Annotated in this window: 23 protein-coding genes; 14 read left to right on the plus strand and 9 right to left on the minus strand. The window is 31.4% G+C overall.

Annotated features, from left to right (window positions below; genetic code table 11):
* Nucleotides 1–81: 81 nt before the first annotated feature.
* Entirely contained in the window at nt 82–597 is a 516-nt protein-coding gene (locus B2989_RS05140; protein ID WP_292945137.1) for a DinB family protein, read from the plus strand.
* Nucleotides 598–599: 2 nt separating this feature from the next.
* Here the strand turns inward: B2989_RS05140 and B2989_RS05145 are convergent, their stop codons facing one another.
* Together B2989_RS05145 and aroB are read right to left on the minus strand one after the other, a co-directional pair.
* On the minus strand, nt 600–914 hold the full coding sequence (locus B2989_RS05145; protein WP_292945140.1) for a hypothetical protein: 315 nt from the start codon (nt 912–914) through the stop codon (nt 600–602).
* 86 nt (nt 915–1,000) lie between these two features.
* Nucleotides 1,001–2,065: a 3-dehydroquinate synthase gene (aroB, locus tag B2989_RS05150; protein WP_292945143.1), complete on the minus strand. Its 1,065-nt coding sequence runs from the start codon at nt 2,063–2,065 to the stop codon at nt 1,001–1,003.
* Nucleotides 2,066–2,159: 94 nt separating this feature from the next.
* Between aroB and B2989_RS05155 the strand changes: the two genes are divergently transcribed.
* A complete protein-coding gene (locus B2989_RS05155; protein ID WP_292945146.1) occupies nt 2,160–3,335 on the plus strand; it encodes a proline dehydrogenase family protein in 1,176 nt (391 codons plus the stop codon).
* Here the strand turns inward: B2989_RS05155 and B2989_RS05160 are convergent.
* The 7 genes from B2989_RS05160 to B2989_RS05190 all read right to left on the minus strand — a co-directional run bounded on the left by B2989_RS05160 (nt 3,332) and on the right by B2989_RS05190 (nt 7,965).
* A complete protein-coding gene (locus B2989_RS05160; RefSeq protein ID WP_145001772.1) occupies nt 3,332–3,715 on the minus strand; it encodes a DUF4258 domain-containing protein in 384 nt (127 codons plus the stop codon). The genes B2989_RS05155 and B2989_RS05160 overlap by 4 nt on opposite strands.
* Nucleotides 3,716–3,737: 22 nt before the next feature.
* Nucleotides 3,738–4,937 (minus strand): alanine dehydrogenase, encoded by a 1,200-nt coding sequence (locus tag B2989_RS05165; RefSeq protein WP_292945152.1) that lies wholly within the window; start codon nt 4,935–4,937, stop codon nt 3,738–3,740.
* A gap of 53 nt (nt 4,938–4,990) precedes the next feature.
* Nucleotides 4,991–5,134 (minus strand): hypothetical protein, encoded by a 144-nt coding sequence (locus tag B2989_RS05170; RefSeq protein ID WP_292945155.1) that lies wholly within the window; start codon nt 5,132–5,134, stop codon nt 4,991–4,993.
* 37 nt (nt 5,135–5,171) lie between these two features.
* Nucleotides 5,172–5,717, minus strand: a complete 546-nt coding sequence (locus B2989_RS05175; protein ID WP_292945158.1) for a hypothetical protein — start codon at nt 5,715–5,717, stop codon at nt 5,172–5,174.
* On the minus strand, nt 5,659–5,802 hold the full coding sequence (locus B2989_RS05180; RefSeq protein WP_186439182.1) for a hypothetical protein: 144 nt from the start codon (nt 5,800–5,802) through the stop codon (nt 5,659–5,661). Before B2989_RS05180 ends, B2989_RS05175 begins: the two co-directional genes overlap by 59 nt.
* A 169-nt stretch (nt 5,803–5,971) precedes the next feature.
* Complete coding sequence (gene tsaE, locus B2989_RS05185; RefSeq protein ID WP_292945163.1) at nt 5,972–6,385, minus strand: tRNA (adenosine(37)-N6)-threonylcarbamoyltransferase complex ATPase subunit type 1 TsaE; 414 nt, start codon at nt 6,383–6,385, stop codon at nt 5,972–5,974.
* A gap of 26 nt (nt 6,386–6,411) precedes the next feature.
* Nucleotides 6,412–7,965, minus strand: coding sequence for a bifunctional response regulator/alkaline phosphatase family protein (locus B2989_RS05190; protein ID WP_292945166.1), 1,554 nt, complete (start codon nt 7,963–7,965; stop codon nt 6,412–6,414).
* A gap of 37 nt (nt 7,966–8,002) precedes the next feature.
* On the opposite strand from B2989_RS05190, the gene B2989_RS05195 reads away from it, so the two are divergent.
* From B2989_RS05195 to B2989_RS05250, 12 genes are all read left to right on the plus strand, one after another.
* Nucleotides 8,003–9,232, plus strand: coding sequence for an HD domain-containing protein (locus B2989_RS05195; protein ID WP_292945169.1), 1,230 nt, complete (start codon nt 8,003–8,005; stop codon nt 9,230–9,232).
* 25 nt (nt 9,233–9,257) lie between these two features.
* Nucleotides 9,258–10,286 carry a UDP-3-O-(3-hydroxymyristoyl)glucosamine N-acyltransferase gene (gene lpxD / locus B2989_RS05200; RefSeq protein ID WP_292945172.1) on the plus strand — a complete coding sequence of 343 codons (1,029 nt, stop codon included), beginning with the start codon at nt 9,258–9,260 and terminating at the stop codon, nt 10,284–10,286.
* Nucleotides 10,273–11,679, plus strand: a complete 1,407-nt coding sequence (locus B2989_RS05205; RefSeq protein ID WP_292945175.1) for a bifunctional UDP-3-O-[3-hydroxymyristoyl] N-acetylglucosamine deacetylase/3-hydroxyacyl-ACP dehydratase — start codon at nt 10,273–10,275, stop codon at nt 11,677–11,679. The genes lpxD and B2989_RS05205 overlap by 14 nt, the downstream gene beginning before the upstream one ends.
* Before the next feature lie 10 nt (nt 11,680–11,689).
* Nucleotides 11,690–12,475, plus strand: coding sequence for an acyl-ACP--UDP-N-acetylglucosamine O-acyltransferase (gene lpxA / locus B2989_RS05210; RefSeq protein WP_028282084.1), 786 nt, complete (start codon nt 11,690–11,692; stop codon nt 12,473–12,475).
* A 23-nt stretch (nt 12,476–12,498) separates the two neighbouring features.
* Complete coding sequence (gene efp / locus B2989_RS05215; RefSeq protein ID WP_145001764.1) at nt 12,499–13,065, plus strand: elongation factor P; 567 nt, start codon at nt 12,499–12,501, stop codon at nt 13,063–13,065.
* Nucleotides 13,066–13,076: 11 nt separating this feature from the next.
* Entirely contained in the window at nt 13,077–14,012 is a 936-nt protein-coding gene (locus tag B2989_RS05220) for a UDP-3-O-(3-hydroxymyristoyl)glucosamine N-acyltransferase (protein ID WP_292945180.1), read from the plus strand.
* Nucleotides 14,013–14,405 carry a nuclear transport factor 2 family protein gene (locus B2989_RS05225; RefSeq protein WP_145001762.1) on the plus strand — a complete coding sequence of 131 codons (393 nt, stop codon included), beginning with the start codon at nt 14,013–14,015 and terminating at the stop codon, nt 14,403–14,405.
* 96 nt (nt 14,406–14,501) lie between these two features.
* Nucleotides 14,502–15,374, plus strand: a complete 873-nt coding sequence (sucD, locus tag B2989_RS05230) for a succinate--CoA ligase subunit alpha (protein WP_292945185.1) — start codon at nt 14,502–14,504, stop codon at nt 15,372–15,374.
* Between the two features lie 106 nt (nt 15,375–15,480).
* The gene (locus tag B2989_RS05235; protein WP_292945187.1) at nt 15,481–18,450 is read left to right on the plus strand and encodes a M16 family metallopeptidase; all 2,970 of its coding nucleotides are present in this window, start codon (nt 15,481–15,483) and stop codon (nt 18,448–18,450) included.
* 163 nt (nt 18,451–18,613) lie between these two features.
* Nucleotides 18,614–19,360, plus strand: coding sequence for a 3-oxoacyl-[acyl-carrier-protein] reductase (gene fabG, locus B2989_RS05240; protein ID WP_145001759.1), 747 nt, complete (start codon nt 18,614–18,616; stop codon nt 19,358–19,360).
* A 39-nt stretch (nt 19,361–19,399) separates the two neighbouring features.
* The gene (locus tag B2989_RS05245) at nt 19,400–19,945 is read left to right on the plus strand and encodes a hypothetical protein (RefSeq protein ID WP_292945191.1); all 546 of its coding nucleotides are present in this window, start codon (nt 19,400–19,402) and stop codon (nt 19,943–19,945) included.
* The gene (locus B2989_RS05250; RefSeq protein WP_292945194.1) at nt 19,946–21,979 is read left to right on the plus strand and encodes a VWA domain-containing protein; all 2,034 of its coding nucleotides are present in this window, start codon (nt 19,946–19,948) and stop codon (nt 21,977–21,979) included.
* Nucleotides 21,980–21,991: the final 12 nt, after the last annotated feature.

Consider the following 21,991-nt stretch of genomic DNA (forward strand, 5'->3'; position numbering starts at 1 on the left):
TCATTAAAAAAACACTTAATAAAATTTAAAACGCTTCAATATTGAGGCGTTTTTTGTTTATTTATACTAAATTTTAAAATTATGACCATATTAGATTTAAACGACACGGAATATATTCCTTATTTTAAAGGGTATATTGATAACGCTAAAGGACTTAAGTTGTTGCCAGGATTGCAATCTAGTTTTGACGAAGCTATGCTTTTTTTTCAGTCTATTGATGAAGATAAATTAAGTTATAGATATGCAGAAGGTAAGTGGACTATCAAAGAGATTATTTGTCATTTAATTGATACTGAGCGTATATTTTGTTACAGAGCATTGCGTTTTGCTAGACAAGATAAAACAGTGTTGTCGGGCTTTGATGAAAATGAATATGTGGAGTATTCTGGTGCAGATGATAGGACTATTAATAGCTTGTTAGAAGAGTATAAAAGTGTTAGACAAGCTAGTATAGCGTTGTATAATAGCTTTAGTCAAACAACGTTGTTATCCAAAGGTGTAGCTGGCTCAGGACATGTATCTGTTAGAGCATTAGGCTTTTTAATAATTGGTCATGAAAAACATCATGTACGTATTATTAAAGAGCGTTATTTATAGCTTTATTCCTCTTCATCAGATAAAATCAAATCGCTGTCAAGTTGTTTTTGGTTAAAATCTACAACAACATGACCATCGCTATTTGTTTCTAAGTTAATTTCGGAATCAAAATTTGTCATCGTGTAATGTAATTTACAGCTAACCTTGACTAAATAGATAGTGTCTTTAGTTTGGACTTCAACAGCTTCAATAGTTTCATTGTGGTGATTGTCAAAGGTGATAATATCTTTATCGCCATAACCATCCGGAAACTTTTGAGTAAGTAAATTTAATACCTCAGGTGTTAATTTTTTATAATCTACAATAACTTTTCGCATACCAATATATTTTAAATTAAACTGGTTAGAATAGTTCTGTAACATAGCAATTAACTAAAATTACAAATTATTTTGATGCAAACGTGTTATTCGTTATAAAATTTAAAAGAATTGATTATCAAGCTATTATCTACTATGCAGTTGATTTTTGGTTGACCGATAGCTTCTAATAACACAAAATTGATATTACCTTTTTCGTTTTTCTTGTCAAACTTCATCAAATCAATAATAGCCTCGAGATCTTCTGTTGGAATTTCTACTTTGCCATATATCTTTATTAAACTGTTTTTAATGTCGGTAACCTTTTCTTCAGGAAAGTCAATTAGTTTTGAAGATAAGTAAACTTCTAAAATCATACCTATTGCTATGGCTTCTCCATGCAGTAAAGCTTTTGTCTCATAGTTTAAATAAAATGACTCAATTGCATGACCTAGCGTATGTCCAAAATTTAAAGATTTTCTAAGGTTTTGCTCGGTTGGATCTTGTTCTACAATTGCTTTTTTAATCAAAACAGAGTCATGAATTAGCTGATCCAAGTCTTCAAGTGTTAATTTAGATAAGGCTGTTAATTTGTTGTAGTACAATTCATTGTGTATTAATCCGTGTTTAAGCATTTCTGCTAAACCAGAACGCATTTCTCTGCTTGATAAAGTAGAAAGGTGGCTAGTGTCGATTAACACCATATTAGGTGTTTTAATGATGCCTATTTGATTTTTTATGTGATCTAAGTCTACTCCATTTTTACCTCCAATTGACGCATCAACCATAGATAAAAGTGTGGTCGGAATATTTACAAATTGTATACCTCTTTGATAAGTACACGCCACAAAACCACCTAAATCCGTAACAACACCTCCTCCTAAATTAATCATTAAAGATTTTCGGTCTGCGCTTAACTCGGATAACGTTTGCCAAACACCCAAACAAGTTTCGATGTTTTTGTGTTTTTCGCCAGCTTCAATTTCAATTATTTCAATAGTCAAATCTGTTGTTAATTCTGATAACAACTTAGGTAAACAAAGGGTTGATGTATTGCTGTCTACTAAAATAAAAATATTTGAAAACGTATTTTCAGAGATATAAGTATTTAATGCAGAGTAGCTATTTTGATTAAATTGTATGCTGTAATCTTGGGTTTTAATAGGAGTCATAAATGCGTAAAAACGTTAATGGGTAAAATTAATAGTTTTTTTAAAAAATAAGACTAATGAGTAGTATATTTGTGCTGTCAAAATTAAAATTATTATGTTGGACAACACTATTTTTGAAAACACTGAAGTTGCATTTAAGCTTAAAAGCAATACTGAGTTAGATCGTGCTTACTTTTTGTTTAAAATGATATCTAATCAACCCTTAGTTAGAATAGGTACAGCAGCTACAAATTTTGCTTTAAAAGCACATTTACCTGTAGAAGGCTTGATTAGAGCGACTGTTTTTGATCATTTTTGTGGTGGAATAAATGAACAAGACTGTTTACCAGTTATTGATAAAATGTATACTGCAGGTGTTTGTTCGGTTTTAGATTATTCTGTTGAAGGTAAAGCTATCGAAAATCAATTTGATTCTGCTAAAGAAAAAATAATGAAGCTTGTCGAGTTTAGCGACAAGAAAGACGCTATGCCAATTGTAGTCTTTAAACCAACAGGTTTAGGACGTTTATTTTTGTTTCAGAAAAAAGGAGAAAGAAAAGCTTTTACTGATGCTGAGCAGCAAGAATGGGATAGAGTAGTAGCTAGATATCACGCCATTTGTAAAATAGCAAAAGAAAGAGATGTTGAAGTTTTGATTGATGGCGAAGAAAGTTGGATGCAAGACGCTGCAGATGATTTAGCGGTAGAAATGATGAAGGTTTATAACACAGATAAACCTATTGTTTATAATACTTTACAAACGTATAGACACGATCGTTTAGCCTTTTTAAAAGTATCACATGAGCGTGCTAAATCTGAAGGTTATACTTTAGGTTATAAGATTGTTAGAGGTGCTTACATGGAGAAAGAGCGTGAACGTGCTAATGATAAAGGTTATGAATCACCGATTTGTAAAGACAAAATCACGACCGACAGAAACTTTAATGATTGCTTATTGTATATTTTAAATAATTTAAATACAATCTCAATATTTATTGGTACTCACAATGAAGAAAGCTCTTTACTAGCCTTAAAACTAATGACAGAATTAGGAATAAGTAAAGATGACAATCGTGTTTGGTTTGGTCAATTATATGGTATGAGCGATCATATTAGCTTTAACCTAGCTGCTCATGGTTATAATGTTGCAAAATACTTGCCTTTTGGACCAGTTAAAGACGTGATGCCATACTTAATTAGACGTGCAGAAGAAAACACGTCTGTTGCTGGACAAACAGGACGAGAACTTACTTTGTTAAAAAAGGAGCGTAAAAGACGAAAATCTAATTAATCTAAAACTTTTATAGTTTGCAAGGTTGCAATGCTATCACAGTTTTCTATATAAAATTCGTAGTTTTTACTGTCTTTAGTTTCACCATAAATAAAATACATACCACAAGGTTCTTTTCTAGGTTCACTTTTAGAAAAATCTACATCTCCTTTTTTTAGGATGTAACTTATTGCAGAGGTGTCAATAGCTTTTGTGTCTAAAAGCGCTTGACTGTCTGCAGAGAAGTGTAGTGTTTTTGTGCGTATATTCTTTAAGACTCTTCCTTCTGGACCATAATTATACTCGCAAGAGACACCTCTTCCGTTTAAGAAAAAAGCTAATAAAACTAAACCAATAGAGAATCCACCTAAATAGTAACCAATTCTGTGTAATATTTTCATTCTAATAAATTGAATTGCAAATTTAGAATATTAATAGGTTTATATCACTATGATTTAAGTCAAACCATTCGCCAACTGCACGACTTGTTAAAATTCCGTGATAAAAATACAATCCATTTTTTAAACCTTTATCAAATCTAATAGCGTGTTCTAAACCTCCATTATCTGCAATTTCTAATAAATAAGGCGTAAAAATATTACTAATAGAAGCAGAAGCGGTTCTAGAGTAGCGAGCAGGAATGTTTGGAACACAATAGTGGATTACGCCATTTTTTATATAAGTTGGGTTATTATGTGTCGTAATTTCGCTAGTTTCAAAACAGCCTCCCATATCAATGCTTACATCAATAATTACGGATCCTTTTTTCATGCTTTCCACCATGGTTTCAGACACAATAATTGGAGCTCTATCTTTTCCTCTTACAGCTCCAATGACTACGTCACAGCGTTTTAAGGCTTTACTTAAATATTTAGGTTGAATTGTGGAGGTGTATAGTGTGCGTCCAAGATTAGCTTGTAAACAACGCAATTTTGTAATAGAATTGTCAAAAACCTTAACATTAGCACCAAGTCCAACAGCACTTCTAGCAGCAAACTCGCCAACGGTTCCAGCACCTAGAATAACCACTTCTACAGGAGGAACACCACTAATATTTCCAAACATTAAACCATTACCATTACTAGAATTACTCAATAACTCCGCAGCAATCAGTACGGAAGCAGTTCCAGCAATTTCGCTTAAAGCTCTAACCGCAGGATATGCACCATCCGCATCACGAATAAATTCAAAAGCTAAAGCAGTGATTCGTTTTGCAGCTAGTTTTTCAAAATACTTTTTAGATTGTGTCTTAATCTGTAAAGCAGAGATTAAGGTGGTTTGAGGATTGATTAACTCTAATTCGTCTAAAGTAGGTGGTTCTACTTTTAAAATCATTGGACAAGAATACACTTTTGCAGTATCTTTTGTGACTTCAGCTCCAGCTTCGCTATAATCTTTATCGCTAAAATTAGAGCCTTTACCAGCTTCAGACTCAATTAAAACACGATGACCATTACTAACAATTGCTGATACAGCGTCAGGAGTAAGGCAAACACGTTTTTCTTGAAATGCGGTTTCTTTAGGAATACCTAAAAATAAACTGCTTTTGTGTTTAAAAATTTCTAAAGTTTCCTCTTGAGGTAATAATTCTGCTTTTGAAAATGGAGACAGTGGTTTAGACATTATTAATGTGGTTTTAAAACTGAAACAAATTACAAATTATTGTAATTAAAGCATTAAAAATAAAGTCTTATTTTTTCCCAAAAGGTTGTAGGCTTTTTAAAAAGCTCTTTTTCTTGTTCTTCTAAGGTTTGATCAGCCTTAGCATTGCTAAATAAATTTTGAACAAAACTATTAATAATATAGTAGGTTTTAAGCATTTTGAAGTAGGGTAGTATGGGGTTTTTTAGGGTAGTATTAAAAATATTGTTTAATCTTTCCCCAAAACGTTTTTGGTTTAAATGTTAATTCGTCTTCTAGGTCTTGTATGGTTTTGTCAACCGTATTTAATCTATTAAATATTCTAGCTCTAACTAAATAGATTGATGGAATAATTATTGCCATAAATGGTAGCATATGAATTAAATTAAATTCATCAAAATAATATGTGTTATTTAAGGCAAAATGTATTAATTGATAACTATACATCATAATTGGTACTAATAATGCATGATACCACCAGTGTCGACAGGTAAAGAACCAAATAAATAGCAGTAGTAATGGAATTAACTTACCTGTTATTGTCCAAACAACAATTTGAACATTTTCGTAAACTGTACTATTAAATTTGTAAAAAAAAGTGTCCCAAACTTGTTGGTCTGGAACACTTTCATAAATGTAAAACAGATAAGGAGTTAAAGCAATGAATGTTGCTATAATCGAACCTGAAATTATTATTTTTCTATTAACCTGCTGGTGGGATTTTGATTTTTCTTCCGTCGATTTCTGTTGTTTGTTGTCCATTTAAATCAATAAGATTTGTTGCTTGTGCAGTGAATAATACACCACCAAAAATAGCTAATGCTATTACGTACTTTTTTGTTTTCATTTTGTTAGGGATTTAATTAATTATACCTCTAAAGTATATAAAATCTCTAATCAAAAATCGGCCAAATGTTAAAATTATGTTAAAATCAAGCTTTTTTTAATTTCTTGTTGTGGTTTAAACCACACTTGGTCAAAAATACACTATTTATTGAAAGAAAAAAGAGATTTTTTTAATCATTATTGGTTAACGTTAGCTCGCGAGTCGTATTTTCTGACAATACAATCTGAATCGTGGTAAACTGGTCTTGTAGCAAGGGTTTTAGTAGATTTGGCCATTCTACAAAAATGTAATGATCTGAGTATATATAAGTTTCTATACCAAAATTGTATAACTCTTCCTCATCCTCAACACGATAAAGGTCAAAATGAAAGATGTTATCATTTAAACCTTTATACTCATTAACTAATGAAAACGTTGGGCTGCTAACTAGGTCGTCGCTACCTAATAAGCTTACAAGTGTTTTTATTAATGTTGTTTTGCCAACACCCATGTCACCTTCAAACAATATTATTTTAGAGGTTGCTGCTTCTAAGACTTGTTTTGCAACTGTTTCTACTTGTTTTATATTATATTGTATAGTCACTTTAAACTTTTTTTTGCAAAAATATATTATTTAGGACTTAATACTACAAAAGGTATAATCATTTCTTCTAGAGATACACCACCATGTTGGTAAGTGTTTCTGTAGTAACTTACATAATGATTGTAGTTATTTGGGTAAGCAAAAAATAAATCGCTTTTTGCAAATATAAATGAGCTATTCATATTAATAGAAGGCAAGTGGATTGTTTTTGGATCTTTAGCAGCTAGAACATCTTTGTTTTCGTAGCTTAAACTACGACCTGTTTTGTAGCGTAAGTTTAAACTTGTGTCTCTGTCTCCAATAACTTTTGATGGGTTTTTAACATTAATGGTTCCGTGATCTGTTGTAATTATAAGTTTAAATCCCATGTGTTGGGCTTGCTGGATCATTTCTAATAAAGGTGAGTTTTTAAACCAACTTTGAGTTAAACTTCTATAAGCTTTATCATTAGAGGCTAATTCTTTGACAACATCCATTTCTGTTTTAGAGTGCGAAAGCATATCTACAAAGTTATAAACCACAACCGTTAAATCGTTTTCTTTAAGACCTTTAAAGTTATCTGCTAGTTTTTTTCCAGACGCAAGATTGGTAATCTTATAATATTCATGTTTAAGGTTAGTAAGTCCTAAACGCTTCATTTGGGCATTTAAAAAGTCAGCTTCATGTAAGTTTTTACCACCTTCATCTGTGTCGTTTTTCCAATATTCTGGATGTAGTTTTTCCATGTCACTTGGCATCAACCCAGAGAAAATAGCATTTCTGGCGTATTGAGTGGCTGTAGGTAAGATGCTATAAAAGGCTTCTTCTTTTTGCTTTTTGTAGTGGTTGTTTACAAAAGGTTCGAACGCTTTCCATTGGTCGTATCTTAAATTATCAACGACTACTAATAAGGTTGGTTGCTCTTTGCTTAGTTCTGGCGCAATTTTTTCTCTAAATAAGGTGTGTGATAATACAGGAGCATCAGTATTAGGCTCAAACCATGAAGGGTAATTTTTATCAATAAATTTTCCAAATTGTGTGTTAGCTTCGTTTTTTTGTGACTCTAAAATTTCAAACATACTAGGGTCTTCAATGTCTTCTAACTGAATTTCCCAATAAATTAGCTTTTTGTAAAGGTCTACCCATTCTTCATAACTATTAACCATGGACATATCCATCGCGATTTTTCTGAATTCTTGTTGGTAATTAGAGGTTGTCTTTTCGGACACCAATCTAGAATGGTCTAAGTTTTTCTTTAAACTAAGTAGTATTTGGTTTGGGTTTACTGGCTTTATAAGGTAATCGGCAATTTTATTACCAATAGCTTCTTCCATAATATATTCTTCTTCACTTTTAGTAATCATCACTACAGGAAGTGTGTCTTGTTTTTCTTTAATTTCGTTTAAAGTTTCTAAACCACTTAATCCAGGCATGTTTTCGTCTAAAAAAACAATATCAAATTTTTTCTCATCTAAAATTTCTAAAGCTTCTGTTCCGCTATTACAAGTGGTTACTTTATAGTTTTTTTGTTCTAAAAAGATGATATGAGGCTTTAATAAATCTATTTCGTCATCAACCCAAAGAATATTTATATTGTTCATGTATATTTGTGTATATTAATTAAATAAAGGATTAAGCTTGAAAGCAAGTAACAAACTTAAAATACTAAACGATCCAATTTACGGATTTATTACTATACCAAATTCTATAATATTTGATTTAATAGAGCATAAATACTTCCAACGACTGCGACGTATCTCTCAAATGGGTTTGTCCTATTTAGTATATCCAGGTGCGCACCATACACGTTTTCATCACGCTATTGGTTGTATGCATTTAATGCAAAAAGCAGTACAAGTACTTCGTTTTAAAGGGGTTGAAATTTCTGAAGACGAAGAAAAAGCGCTTTATATAGCTATTTTATTACACGATATTGGTCATGGACCATTTAGTCATGCAATGGAACATAGTATTGTAAGTGGTGTTTCTCATGAAGAAATATCGTTGTTATTTATGGAAGCTTTAAATATAGAATTTAACGACGATTTAACACTTGCTATTCAGATTTTTAAAGGAGACTATCATAGGACCTTTATGTTACAATTAATCTCTAGTCAAATTGATATGGATCGCGCAGATTACTTAAAACGTGATAGTTTTTATACTGGTGTGTCCGAAGGTAATATTAATAGTGAGCGTTTAATAACAATGCTTAATGTTAAAGATGATCAATTAGTTATTGAAGATAAAGGTATATATAGTGTAGAAAAATTTTTAGTAGCTAGACGCTTAATGTATTGGCAAGTTTACTTACATAAAACAAGCTTAGTCGCAGAGCAGTTATTAATACGAGTGCTAAAACGTGCTAAAGAATTGGTAGCAAAAGGTGTGTATCTAGAAGCAAGTAAACCGTTATCCTTTTTTTTACAAAATGAAATTACTATTGATAAGTTTGATGCAGATTGTCTAGAAACATTTGCTAAATTAGATGATTATGATATTGTTGCAGCAATGAAAAATTGGCAATATCATGATGACTTTGTTTTAAAAAATCTTTGCGAGATGATTATAAATAGACATCTTTTAAAAGTGAAAATAAAGAAAAAACCAATTTCAAAAGACGTTTTAATAGCACATAAAGCTAATTTGCAATCAAAATATAATATTACTGATGCAGATGCAGACTATTTTGTGTTTACAGGACAGATTAGTAATCAAGCATATTCAAGAAAAAAACAAAATATAAATATCTTACATAAAAATGGTAAAGTTGAGGATATAGTTAAGGCTTCAGACCAACTTAGCTTAAAAGCGTTGTCAAAACCAGTGACTAAATATTATATATGCTATCCAAAAGACCAACTTTAGCACATTTTTTCTATTTTTGTTGACAATGAAATTTACCGCAGAACAAATAGCAGGTATTTTAGATGGCGTCGTAGAAGGCAATCCTCAAGTAGAGGTATCTAAATTATCTAAAATAGAAGAAGGTGTAGAAGGCGCTTTGACCTTTTTGGCAAATCCAAAATACACACATTATATATATACTACAAAAGCATCAATTGCTATTGTAGCAAAAGACTTTGTACCTGAGCAAAACGTTAGTTGTACCTTAATTAAGGTGGATGACGCGTATAAGTCATTTTCAAAATTATTAGAGTATTACAATCAAGTAAAGCTAAATAAGTTTGGGATTGAACAGCCAACATCCATATCTGATACAGCTAAAGTTGGAAAGGATATTTACATTGGTGCATTTACAGTAGTAGGTGACAACGTAAAAATTGGAGATAATGTAAAGATTTTTCCTAATTGTTATATAGGAGACAATGTTACAATCGACGATAATACAGTGTTGTTTTCTGGAGCAAAAATTTATTCAGACTGTGTGATTGGTAAAAATTGCGTAATTAATTCTGGAGCTATAATTGGAGCAGATGGATTTGGTTTTGTACCTGATGATCAAGGCGAGTATAGTAAAGTACCACAAATTGGAAACGTTATACTTGAAGATTTTGTTGACATTGGAGCAGCTACAACCATTGACAGAGCTACTTTAGGGTCTACAATAATTAGACGAGGTGTCAAATTAGATAACCAAATCCAAATAGCACACAACGTAGAAATTGGAAAAAACACAGTAATAGCTGCTCAAACAGGTATTGCAGGTTCAACTAAAATTGGCGAAAATTGCCAAATAGGAGGTCAAGTAGGTTTTGCAGGACATTTGACTATTGGAAACAATGTTAAAATACAAGCACAATCAGGAATAGGTAGAAATATTAAAGACAATGAGGTTTTACAAGGTTCGCCAGCATTTAGCTACGTGGATTGGAATAAATCTTATGTATATTTTAAAAATCTTCCAAAATTAGCTAAAACAATAAACGAATTAGAAAAAAAAGGAAATGGGAATAATTAGTACTGACATAAAGCAAAAAACAATACTTAAGGAAGTATCCCTTAAAGGTGTTGGCTTACATACAGGAAAAGAGGTAACATTAACCTTTAAACCTGCACCAGTAAATGCTGGATTTTCTTTTAAAAGAATAGATTTAGAAGGAAACCCTGTTATAGAGGCAGATGCAAACTATGTAACTAACACACAACGTGGGACTTGTTTAGAAAAAAACGGAGTTACCATTCAAACGTGCGAACATGTATTAGCAGCTTTAGTAGGTTTAGATATAGATAATGCTATTTTAGAACTAGATAACTCAGAACCACCAATTATGGATGGATCTTCTAAGTTTTTTGTAGAAGCATTAGAAAAAGCAGGTATTGAAGAACAAGATGCCTTTAGAGAAGTGTATGAGGTAAGCGATGTTATCTCTTACACAGATGAAGAGTCTGGTAGCGAAATTTTAGTAATGCCAGCAAAAGAGTATCAAATTACAACAATGGTTGATTTTGGGACTAAAGTATTAGGGACACAAAATGCAACATTAAATAATATGTCCGATTTTAAAAAGGATATATCAGATTCTAGGACGTTTAGTTTTTTACATGAATTAGAATCATTATTAAAGCATGGATTAATTAAAGGAGGTGATTTAAATAATGCTATCGTTTATGTAGATAAAGAATTGTCAGATTCTACAATGGAAAAATTAAAATCAGCCTTTAATAAAGATGCGATTGCTGTTAAACCAAATGGTATTTTAGATAACTTGACGTTACATTATCCTAATGAAGCAGCAAGACACAAACTGCTAGATGTTATTGGTGATTTAGCTTTAATAGGAACACGCATTAGAGGTAAAGTAATTGCTAATAAACCAGGTCATTTTGTAAACACTCAGTTTGCAAAAAAAATGTCCAAATTAATAAAAAACGAAAGACGTAATAACGTACCAAATATTGATTTAAACCAAACTCCGGTTATGGATGTTAATCAAATTATGGACATGTTACCACATAGACAACCTTTTTTACTACTAGATAAGGTTTTTGAATTATCAGACAATCATGTTATTGGTCTTAAAAATGTGACCATGAACGAGGAGTTTTTTAAAGGTCACTTTCCAGGAGCACCAGTAATGCCAGGCGTTTTAATCGTAGAAGCTATGGCGCAAACAGGTGGTATTTTAGTTTTAAGTACCGTTCCAGACCCAGAAAATTATTTAACTTTTTTCATGAAAATGGATAATGTTAAATTCAAACAAAAAGTAGTGCCAGGTGATACGTTAATATTTAAATGTTCATTAATAACACCAATAAGACGTGGTATTTGCCATATGCAAGGTTATGCTTATGCAAACGGTAAATTATGTGCAGAAGCAGAATTAATGGCACAAATAACAAAAGTAAAATAATACTAAAAAAATGAACCAACCCCTAGCATACGTTCATCCAGGAGCGAAAATCGCAAAAAATGTGGTTATTGAGCCATTTACTACTATAAGCAATAATGTAATTATTGGAGAAGGTACGTGGATTGGTAGTAACGTAACAATTATGGAAGGCGCAAGAATCGGTAAAAATTGTAATATTTTTCCTGGTTCTGTAATTTCTGCGGTACCACAAGACTTAAAATATAATGATGAAGATACACTTACAATCATAGGTGATAATGTTACTATAAGAGAGTGTGTTACAATTAATAGAGGTACAACTGACAGAATGAAAACTGTTGTTGGAGATAACTGTTTAATAATGGCATATTGCCATATTGCTCATGATTGTATCGTAGGTAATAATTGCATATTTTCTAATAATTCAACTTTAGCTGGACATATAAATATAGGTGACTATGTTGTTTTGGCAGGTATGACAGCTGTACACCAATTCTGTTCAGTAGGTAGTCATGCTTTTGTAACAGGAGGATCTTTGGTGCGTAAAGATGTGCCACCTTTTGTAAAAGCAGGTAGAGAGCCACTATCTTACGTAGGAATTAATTCTGTTGGTTTAAGACGTAGAGGTTATACCACTGAAAAAATTAGAGAAATTCAGGACATATTCAGAATTTTATACCAAAAAAATTACAACAACTCGCAAGCTGCTGCTATTATTGAAGCAGAAATGGAAGCAACGACAGAAAGAGATGAAATTCTTCAGTTTATAAAGAATTCTCATCGTGGAATCATGAAAGGGTATTTCAAATCAAATTAAAAATTAAAAATTAAAAAATAAAAATGGCAACGACTTCAGATATTAGAAACGGACTATGTATTAGATATAACAATGATATCTATAAAATCATTGAATTTTTACATGTTAAACCAGGTAAAGGACCAGCTTTTGTTAGAACAAAAATGAAAAGTGTAACTAACGGTAAAGTGTTAGATAATACGTTTTCTGCAGGTCATAAATTAGAAGATGTAAGAGTAGAAACACATAAATTTCAGTATTTATATAATGATGGCGAATTTTATCATTTTATGAATGAAGCGGATTATTCTCAAATTAGATTATTAGAGTCTGCTTTAGATACACCAGATTTAATGAAAGAAGGTGAAGTGGTTACTATTCAAATCAATTCAGAAGACAATATGCCACTTTCTGTAGATATGCCAGCAACCGTAATTTTAGAAGTAACAGCTACTGAGCCGGGAGTTAAAGGTAACACTGCTACTAATGCAACAAAACCTGCAACGGTAGAAACTGGAGCAACTGTTAACGTTCCTTTATTTATTAATGAAGGCGATAAAATTAAAGTTGAAACAGACAAAGGGACTTACAAAGAACGTGTAAAGGAATAGTCTGGAGTTAAATGAAATTTCCAAAGATATATACATTACAAGACATTGCAAAAATTATAGACTGTACGTTTGTAGGAGATGCTAATTTTGAGGTGCTAGGCATGAACGAGATTCATGTAGTAACACCTGGAGATATTGTTTTTGTTGATCACCCAAAATACTATGATAAAGCCTTAAATAGTGCAGCTACCATTGTTTTAATTAACAAAGAGGTGGATTGTCCTAAAGGTAAAGCATTGTTAATTAGTGATGATCCTTTTAGAGATTTTAATAAACTTACGTCATATTTTAAACCATTTACTAGTTCAAATGTAGCGATATCAACATCAGCAAAAATTGGCGTAAATACAGTAATACAACCAAATTGTTTTATAGGTCATAATGTTACTATTGGAGATAATTGTGTAATCCATTCTAACGTAAGTATATACGACGACACGGTTATTGGAAACAATGTTACCATCCATGCTGGAAGTATTTTAGGTGCTAGTGCTTTTTATTATAAAAATAGACCAGAAGGATTTGATCAATTAAAATCTGGAGGTAGAGTAGTAATACAAGATAATGTAGATATTGGTGCATTATGTACTATAGATAAAGGGGTTACAGGAGACACGACCATTGGAGAAGGCTCTAAATTAGATAATCAAATCCAAGTTGGGCATGATACCGTTATTGGTAAAAAATGTTTAATTGCCTCTCAAACAGGTATTGCAGGATGTTGTATTATTGAAGATGAAGTTACACTTTGGGGACAAGTAGGAACAACTAGCGGAATTACAATAGGTAAAAAAGCTAATGTTTTAGGTCAAACAGGTGTGACAAAATCCATAGAAGGCGGAAAATCCTATTTTGGGACGCCAATTGAAGAATCAAGAGTAAAATTAAAAGAGTTGGCATATATTAAGCGAATTCCTGAAATAATTAAACAATTAAAAAACAAATAGATGTCAGCCAGAGCAATTGTAAAAGCCTTTTATAGTTTAGATTTAGCAAAAGCAGATAATGCGATTGAAATGTTTGATAAAAATTGTCAATTGCATTGGAATAGTAGTCAAGGATATACAGCCTTAGATTATAACGGTATTGACCAAAAGCTAAAGGAGGTTAGACAATCATTTGTGTCATTTACTTATAAATTAAGTCATTTACTAAAAGAAAATAATACCATTACAGCTAGATATACAGCCTATGCAGCTACAATTGAAAGACCTGATAAGGTGGAGCCAATAGCTCATTTTATTTCAATCTGGGAAGTAAAGGATGGACTTTTATATAAAGGATACGAAATAAGTCAATTATTTGATGAAAATCCTTCTAGTTTATCATCATATTCGTAAAATAAAATTTAAAATACTTTTAGTAATCGCAATCAAAAACTTACTTTTGCATAGCAAAGAACAATTCAACATAAAATTTCTTAATCAATACAAAACATGAGCGTTTTAGTAAACAAAGATTCAAAAATAATAGTTCAAGGATTTACAGGTAGTGAAGGTACTTTTCACGCAGGTCAAATGATTGAATACGGAACAAATGTAGTAGGTGGTGTAACACCAGGTAAAGGTGGTCAAACTCATTTAGACAGACCAGTTTTTAACACAGTGCAAGAAGCTGTAGATAAAGCAGGAGCAGACACTACAATCATTTTTGTACCACCAGCATTTGCAGCAGACGCAATAATGGAAGCTGCTAACGCAGGAATTAAAGTAATTATTTGTATTACAGAAGGTATTCCTGTAGCAGATATGATTAAAGCAGCAGCTTATATCAAAGACAAAGACTGTAGATTAATTGGACCTAACTGTCCAGGCGTTATCACTCCAGGAGAAGCTAAAGTTGGTATTATGCCAGGTTTTGTTTTCAAAAAAGGAAAAGTTGGTATCGTATCTAAATCTGGTACATTAACGTATGAAGCTGCGGATCAAGTTGTAAAACAAGGATTAGGAATCACTACTGCAATTGGTATTGGTGGAGACCCAATTATTGGAACAACTACAAAAGAAGCGGTTGAGTTATTAATTAATGATCCAGAAACTGAATGTGTTGTTATGATTGGTGAAATTGGTGGTCAATTAGAAGCAGATGCTGCTAACTGGTACAAAGCTTCAGGAAGTAAAAAACCTATCGTTGGTTTTATCGCAGGAGAAACTGCACCAGCAGGACGTACAATGGGTCATGCAGGAGCAATTGTAGGTGGATCTGATGATACAGCTCAAGCTAAAAAAGCAATTATGAGAGAATGTGGTATTCACGTAGTAGATTCTCCAGCTGAAATTGGTAAAAAAGTAGCCGAAGTTATGGCTTAAATTACTTAACACTAATGTGTTAAAATAATCCAAATAAATAAACGTTTAAAGTTCGTTAGCTTAATTTAGCTAACGAACTTTTTTTATTAACATAATCAACCAAAAAATGAAACATTTAAAACTAATTTTAGCTTTAGCTGTAATTACTTTTGTTGCTAGCTGCAAAAAAAGTAATTCGGATACAACCGCAGCTAAAACAGAAACACAAAAGGATGCCAATGGATTTAGTTATCAAAGCGTAGCTAATGACCCGACAGGGTTAAGATTGTATACCTTAGATAATGGTCTAAAAGTATATTTAAGCAAAAACACCGATGAGCCTAAAATCCAAACTTACATTGCAGTAAGAGCTGGTTCTAATTACGATCCCAAAGAATCTACTGGATTAGCACATTATTTAGAGCACATGGTCTTTAAGGGTACCGATCAGATTGGTACAGTTAATTGGGAAACTGAAAAAAAATATCTAGACACTATTTCTAATTTATACGAAAAACATAGAGCTGAAAAAGATCCAGATAATAAACTAGCTATTTATAAAGAGATTGATCGAGTGTCTTTAGAAGCATCAAACTATTCAGTAGCTAATGAGTATGATAAAATGTCAAGCTCTTTAGGTGCTACAGGTACTAACGCTTATACTTGGTTTGAGCAAACAGTGTATACCAATAAAATTCCGGTAAACGAATTAGACAAATTTTTAGCACTAGAAAGCGAGCGTTTTGGACAAGTAGTCTTACGTTTATTTCATACAGAATTAGAAGCTGTTTTTGAAGAGTTTAATAGAGGTCAAGATAATGATGGTCGTAAACGTTATGCAGCTATGCTAGAAGGTTTATTCCCTAATCATCCTTATGGTCAGCAATCTACTATTGGTACTGCAGAGCATTTAAAAAATCCTTCTATGATAGATATTAATAACTATTTTGATAAATATTATGTACCAAATAATATGGCAGTCGTTTTAGTTGGTGATTTAGATTTTGAATCAACCATACAAAAAGTGAATAATACCTTTGGTAAGTTTGAAAGAAAAGAAGTAGAGCATCCTGTACTACCTAAGGAAGAGCCATTAACTGCAATAGTAGAAAACGAGGTGTATGGACCAACTGCAGAAAGTATTTCTATAGCCTACAGAACAGGCGGAGTTAATACTGAAGAAGAAAAACTTGTAACCTTAGCAGATATGATTTTGGCTAATGGTAACGCTGGTTTGATGGATTTAAATTTAAATCAAAAGCAATTAGTGCAATATGCTGGATCTTCAACAACATTTTTAAACGATTATGGTTACCATTCTTTAAGTGGATCACCTAAAGAAGGTCAGTCGTTAGAAGAGTTAAAAGGTTTAATGTTAGATCAAATTAACAAACTTAAAAAAGGTGAATTTGAAGATTGGATGATTGATGCAGTTATCAATGATCTTAAAAAATCTCAATTAAAGCAATTTGAAAGTAGTACAGCTGTAGCAGATGCTTATGTTGATGCTTTTATTCATAACGAACAATGGGAAGACAAAGTCCGTTTTTTAGACGACTTAAAAAAGATTACAAAACAACAATTGGTGGATTTTGCTAATTCATTTTACAAAGATAATTACGTTGTAACGTACAAACGTAAAGGTAATGACGACAAAATCGTAAAAGTACAAAACCCAGGAATTACACCTGTTAATCTTAATAGAGGTGCTAATTCTAAATATATCGAAGACTTTAATAAAATGGAGTCAGAAGCTTTAAAACCTGTCTATGTAGATTATGCTTCAGCTATTAAAACAACTAAAACCGATAGCGGAATTAAAGTATCATATATTGAAAATGAATCTAATGATTTATTTGACTTAAACATCATTTTTGATATGGGAAGTGATAATGACAAAAAATTAGATTTAGCAGTAGGTTATTTAGAGTATTTAGGTACAGATAAATATTCAAATGAAGACTTGAAAAAAGAGTTTTATAAATTAGGAATAGATTATTACGTAAATACAGGTAATGAGCAAACTTTTATTGGTTTAAATGGGTTAAAAGAAAATCTTCCAAAAGGTCTTGAGCTATTAGAAGAATTATTGGATAATGCTGTACCAAACCAGGAAGCATATAGTAAATACGTACAATCTATTGCTAAAGGAAGACAAAATAATAAAACTAATAAAGGTAGTATTTTAAGAAGTGGTTTAATGAATTATGCTAAATATGGCGAAAATTCTAGCTTACGAAACATCATTCCTGTAACAGAATTAAATAGTATTAATCCTCAAGAATTAGTAAATCTAACTAAAGATTTAAAAAACTACAAACAGCGTATGTTTTATTACGGTAAAGATGTAGATAATGCAATTTCAGCTATAAATAAATCTCATAAAGTAAATCAAGATCTTAAAGATTATCCTGAAGCAGTTGCTTTTACAGAAAAAGAAACTGGAGGAAATGTGTATTTTGTAGATTTTGACATGGTACAGTCCGAAATGATGTTTTTAGCAAAAGGAGAACCTTTTAAAGCAGAAAATATGGCTGCATCTACATTATTTAACACCTATTTTGGAGGAGGTTTATCCTCAATAGTTTTTCAGGAAATTAGAGAATCTAAATCATTAGCATATTCTGCATGGTCTAATTATAGTACTGCTAGAGAAAAAGACGATTCTAATTACGTAATGGCATACATTGGTACTCAGGCAAACAAAATGCCACAAGCAGTGGAGGCTATGATGGGATTAATGAATGATATGCCAGAATCTGAAGCTCAGTTTAATGCAGCTAAAGAGTCTACTTTAAAGCAAATAGCAGCACAACGTATCAATAAATCTAGTATTTTCTGGAGTTATGAAAGACTTCAAAAATTAGGAATCTCAGAGGATAACAGAGAGGCTATGTATAATGCAATTAAAGATATGACTTTAGCGGATTTACGCGAGTTTTTTAATAAAAACATAAAAGGAGAAGATTATAACGTTATGGTAATTGGAAACAAAAAAGATGTGGATTTAAAAGCTCTAAATAAATTAGGAAAAGTACAAGAGATGGATGTTGATTATTTATTTAATTACGAAAAACAAGAAGACGTTAAAATGTAATTAAAACAACATAAAGAGGCTGTAAGAAGTCTATAGTTTAAAACCTCATAATTGTATAAATTATGAGGTTTTTTTATACATAACAATTTGTAATTACTATATTTGAATTAGTAAACTAACAATATATTTTCGATTAAATCGAAAAGCAAAAAATAGATCATAAATGAAACTTTTAGAAGGGAAAACAGCAATTATTACAGGTGCTTCCAGAGGTATTGGTAAAGGTATTGCTCAAGTATTTGCTCAGCAAGGTGCAAATGTAGCATTTACTTACAGTTCGTCTGTAGAGGCTGCAAACGAGTTAGAAAAAGAATTAAATGCTTTTGGTGTAAAAGCAAAAGGATATAAAAGTAACGCAGCAAGTTTTGACGAAGCACAGCAATTAGCAGAGGATGTTTTAGCAGAATTTGGTAGCATTGATGTGTTAATAAACAATGCAGGAATTACTAAAGATAACTTGTTAATGAGAATGGGTGAACAAGATTTTGATCAAGTAATTGAAGTTAATCTTAAGTCTGTTTTTAATATGACAAAAGCAGTACAACGTACTATGTTAAAGCAACGTAAAGGATCTATAATTAACATGAGTTCTGTGGTTGGTGTTAAAGGTAACGCTGGACAAACTAACTACGCAGCATCAAAAGCTGGTATTATTGGTTTTTCTAAATCTGTAGCTTTAGAGTTAGGCTCAAGAAATATTAGAAGTAATGTGATAGCACCAGGTTTTATCGAAACTGAAATGACTGCAAAGTTAGATGAAGAAACCGTTAAAGGATGGCGTAATGCTATACCACTTAAGCGTGGTGGTACACCAGAAGATATTGCTAATGTATGTGTGTTTTTAGCATCAGATATGTCTGCCTATGTAACTGGACAAACTATAAATGTTGATGGTGGAATGTTAACTTAAAATAGGGTTAACCACAAACTGTCTTACAATAATTAAACCATGAAAAACATTGTTTTTATATTGACGCTTTTTTTAGTGTCAACTTTAAATGCTTCAGCTCAAGAATGGATTGACTATAAATCCGAAGAGCATGCATTTATTGCTAAATATCCTGTGCAACCTGTACAAACACTTGAAGTGATAGATACGGAAGCAGGACCTTTAGATATGTACATGATTATGCATGTGGCAACTTCAGAAAATAGTACTAATGTTGTTTATTCTGTTATAAAATCAGCATATCCAAAATCTCAATTTGAAGATGTAGCGGATAATTATGAAGATGAAGTCCTTGATGCAGCGGTACAAGGTGCTGTGCAAAATGTTAATGGTACATTAATATTTGAAAATAAAGTAACTCACAATGGTTATCCAGGAAGGAGTTTTAAAATTGAAATTGAAAAGGCATTTATTTATATGAATGCTTATTTAGTAGATAATATAATGTTTATATCTCAAGTAATATGCTTGACAGAAAATGATAATAATAAGGATATCAAACGTTTTATGAACGCTTTTGATATTATTAAAGTAAAAGAAGATTAAGTGTCTACAGATACTATAATATATATCATTTTAGCAGGAATAATCGCTGTATTATTAGCCTTATTTCAGTATTATTATAAAACAAAAAGCGCATCAAAGGATAATGCGCTTTTTGCTTTTTTACGTTTTATCACCTTATTTTCAGTCTTATTATTACTAATAAATCCAAAATTTGAGCAAGTAGAATATTACACTGAAAAACCAAACTTAATATTAGCGGTAGATAATTCAGCATCGTTAAAGCATTTAAATCAAGCAGATAAGGCTAAAACATTCACTAACTATGTTCTAAAAAACACTCAGGTTACTGATAAATTTAATGTAAAATTGTTTGCTTTTGGAGAGGATATAACCGTTGCAGATAGTTTTACTTTTGCAGATCGCCAAACTAATGTTGATAAGGTTTTTAAATCCTTAACCCAAGTATATAAAAACACAGTGTCGCCAACTATAATGGTAACAGATGGTAATCAGACTATTGGTAATGATTATCAATTTTCTGCAAAAAAATATAATCAAGCTATTTACCCAATAATCCTTGGTGATACAGTAGTTTACTCAGATTTGCAGATTAGTAAGCTAAATGCTAATAAATACGCATATTTAAAAAATAACTTTCCTATTGAAGCTATAGTAGTCTATAATGGTAATCAACCAATAACTAGCAAGTTTATAGTCACAAAAGGAAATGCTACCGTTTTTTCCAAACCAATAACTTTAGATAAATCTAATAATAGTCAAGTTTTAAATTTTACTTTACCTGCAAATGATGTTGGAGTGCAAAATTACAAAGCACAAATAATTCCGTTAGATACTGAAAAAAATAAGACCAATAACTACAAAAATTTTGCTGTAGAAGTCATTGATCAAAAATCTAAAATTGCTATTGTAAGTACTATTTTACATCCTGATTTAGGAGCTATAAAAAAAAGTATTGAAAGTAATGAGCAACGTGAAGTTGTGTTTTTAAGACCTAATAAAATTTTAAATCAATTAAATGATTTTCAATTAGTTATACTGTGTCAGCCAAATGCTTTATTTAAGTCTTTGTTTGATGAATTACAAAAGCAAAACAAAAATAAATGGGTTATTATTGGAGCAAAAACAGATTGGCAATTTTTAAATAAAGTGACTGGTAGTTATAATTTAGATTATACCTCGCAAACCGAAGAATATCAACCTTCTTTAAATAAAAATTATAACCCTTTTATAGTTGAAGATATAGATTTTGAAAATCTTCCTCCTTTAAAATCTACTTTTGGTGAGTCTATTTTTAATCAACCGTTTGAAACAATATTATATAAAACAGTATCTGGTATAAAAACAGAACAACCGTTATTAGCCACTTTAGAAACTAATGGAACTAGGGAAGCAGTATTGTTTGGAGAAGATATTTGGAAATGGCGAGCACAAAGTTATATTAACGAAGACAGTTTTTTAAAGTTTGACAATTTTGTTGGTAAATTAGTTCAATATTTGGCATCTAATAAGCGTCGCAATAGATTGAATATTACTTATAATTCATTTTACAACGGAAGTGATAATATTGTTATAAACGCTCAGTTTTTTAATAAAAATTACGAGTTTGATACTGATGCATCCTTGGTGATTTCATTAAAAAACACAAAAACCCAAGCTGTTTTAAATAGACCTTTGATTTTAAAAGGAAATAGTTATCAAGTTAACTTAAACGGATTAGAATCTGGAAACTATAACTTTACGGTAAATTCAGCTTCAGAGAATATTTCAGTTTCTGGTACTTTTAAAATTATTGAGTATAACGTAGAGCAACAATTTTTAAACGCAGATGTAACAAAGTTGCAACAATTAGCTACTAATAGTGGTGGTGAAGCATATTTTATAAATAGTTATGAGGCTTTAATCGATAGTTTATTAATGGATAATCGTTACCAACCCATTCAAAAAAGCAATAAAAGTGTTGTACCTTTGATTGATTGGTCATATTTACTATTTATTATCGCTTTAAGCTTAGCGTTAGAATGGTTTATCAGAAAATTTAAAGGATTAATTTAAAATAAAAAAAAT

This window comes from Olleya sp. UBA1516 (genome assembly GCF_002323495.1).
Taxonomy (GTDB): Bacteria; Bacteroidota; Bacteroidia; order Flavobacteriales; family Flavobacteriaceae; genus Olleya.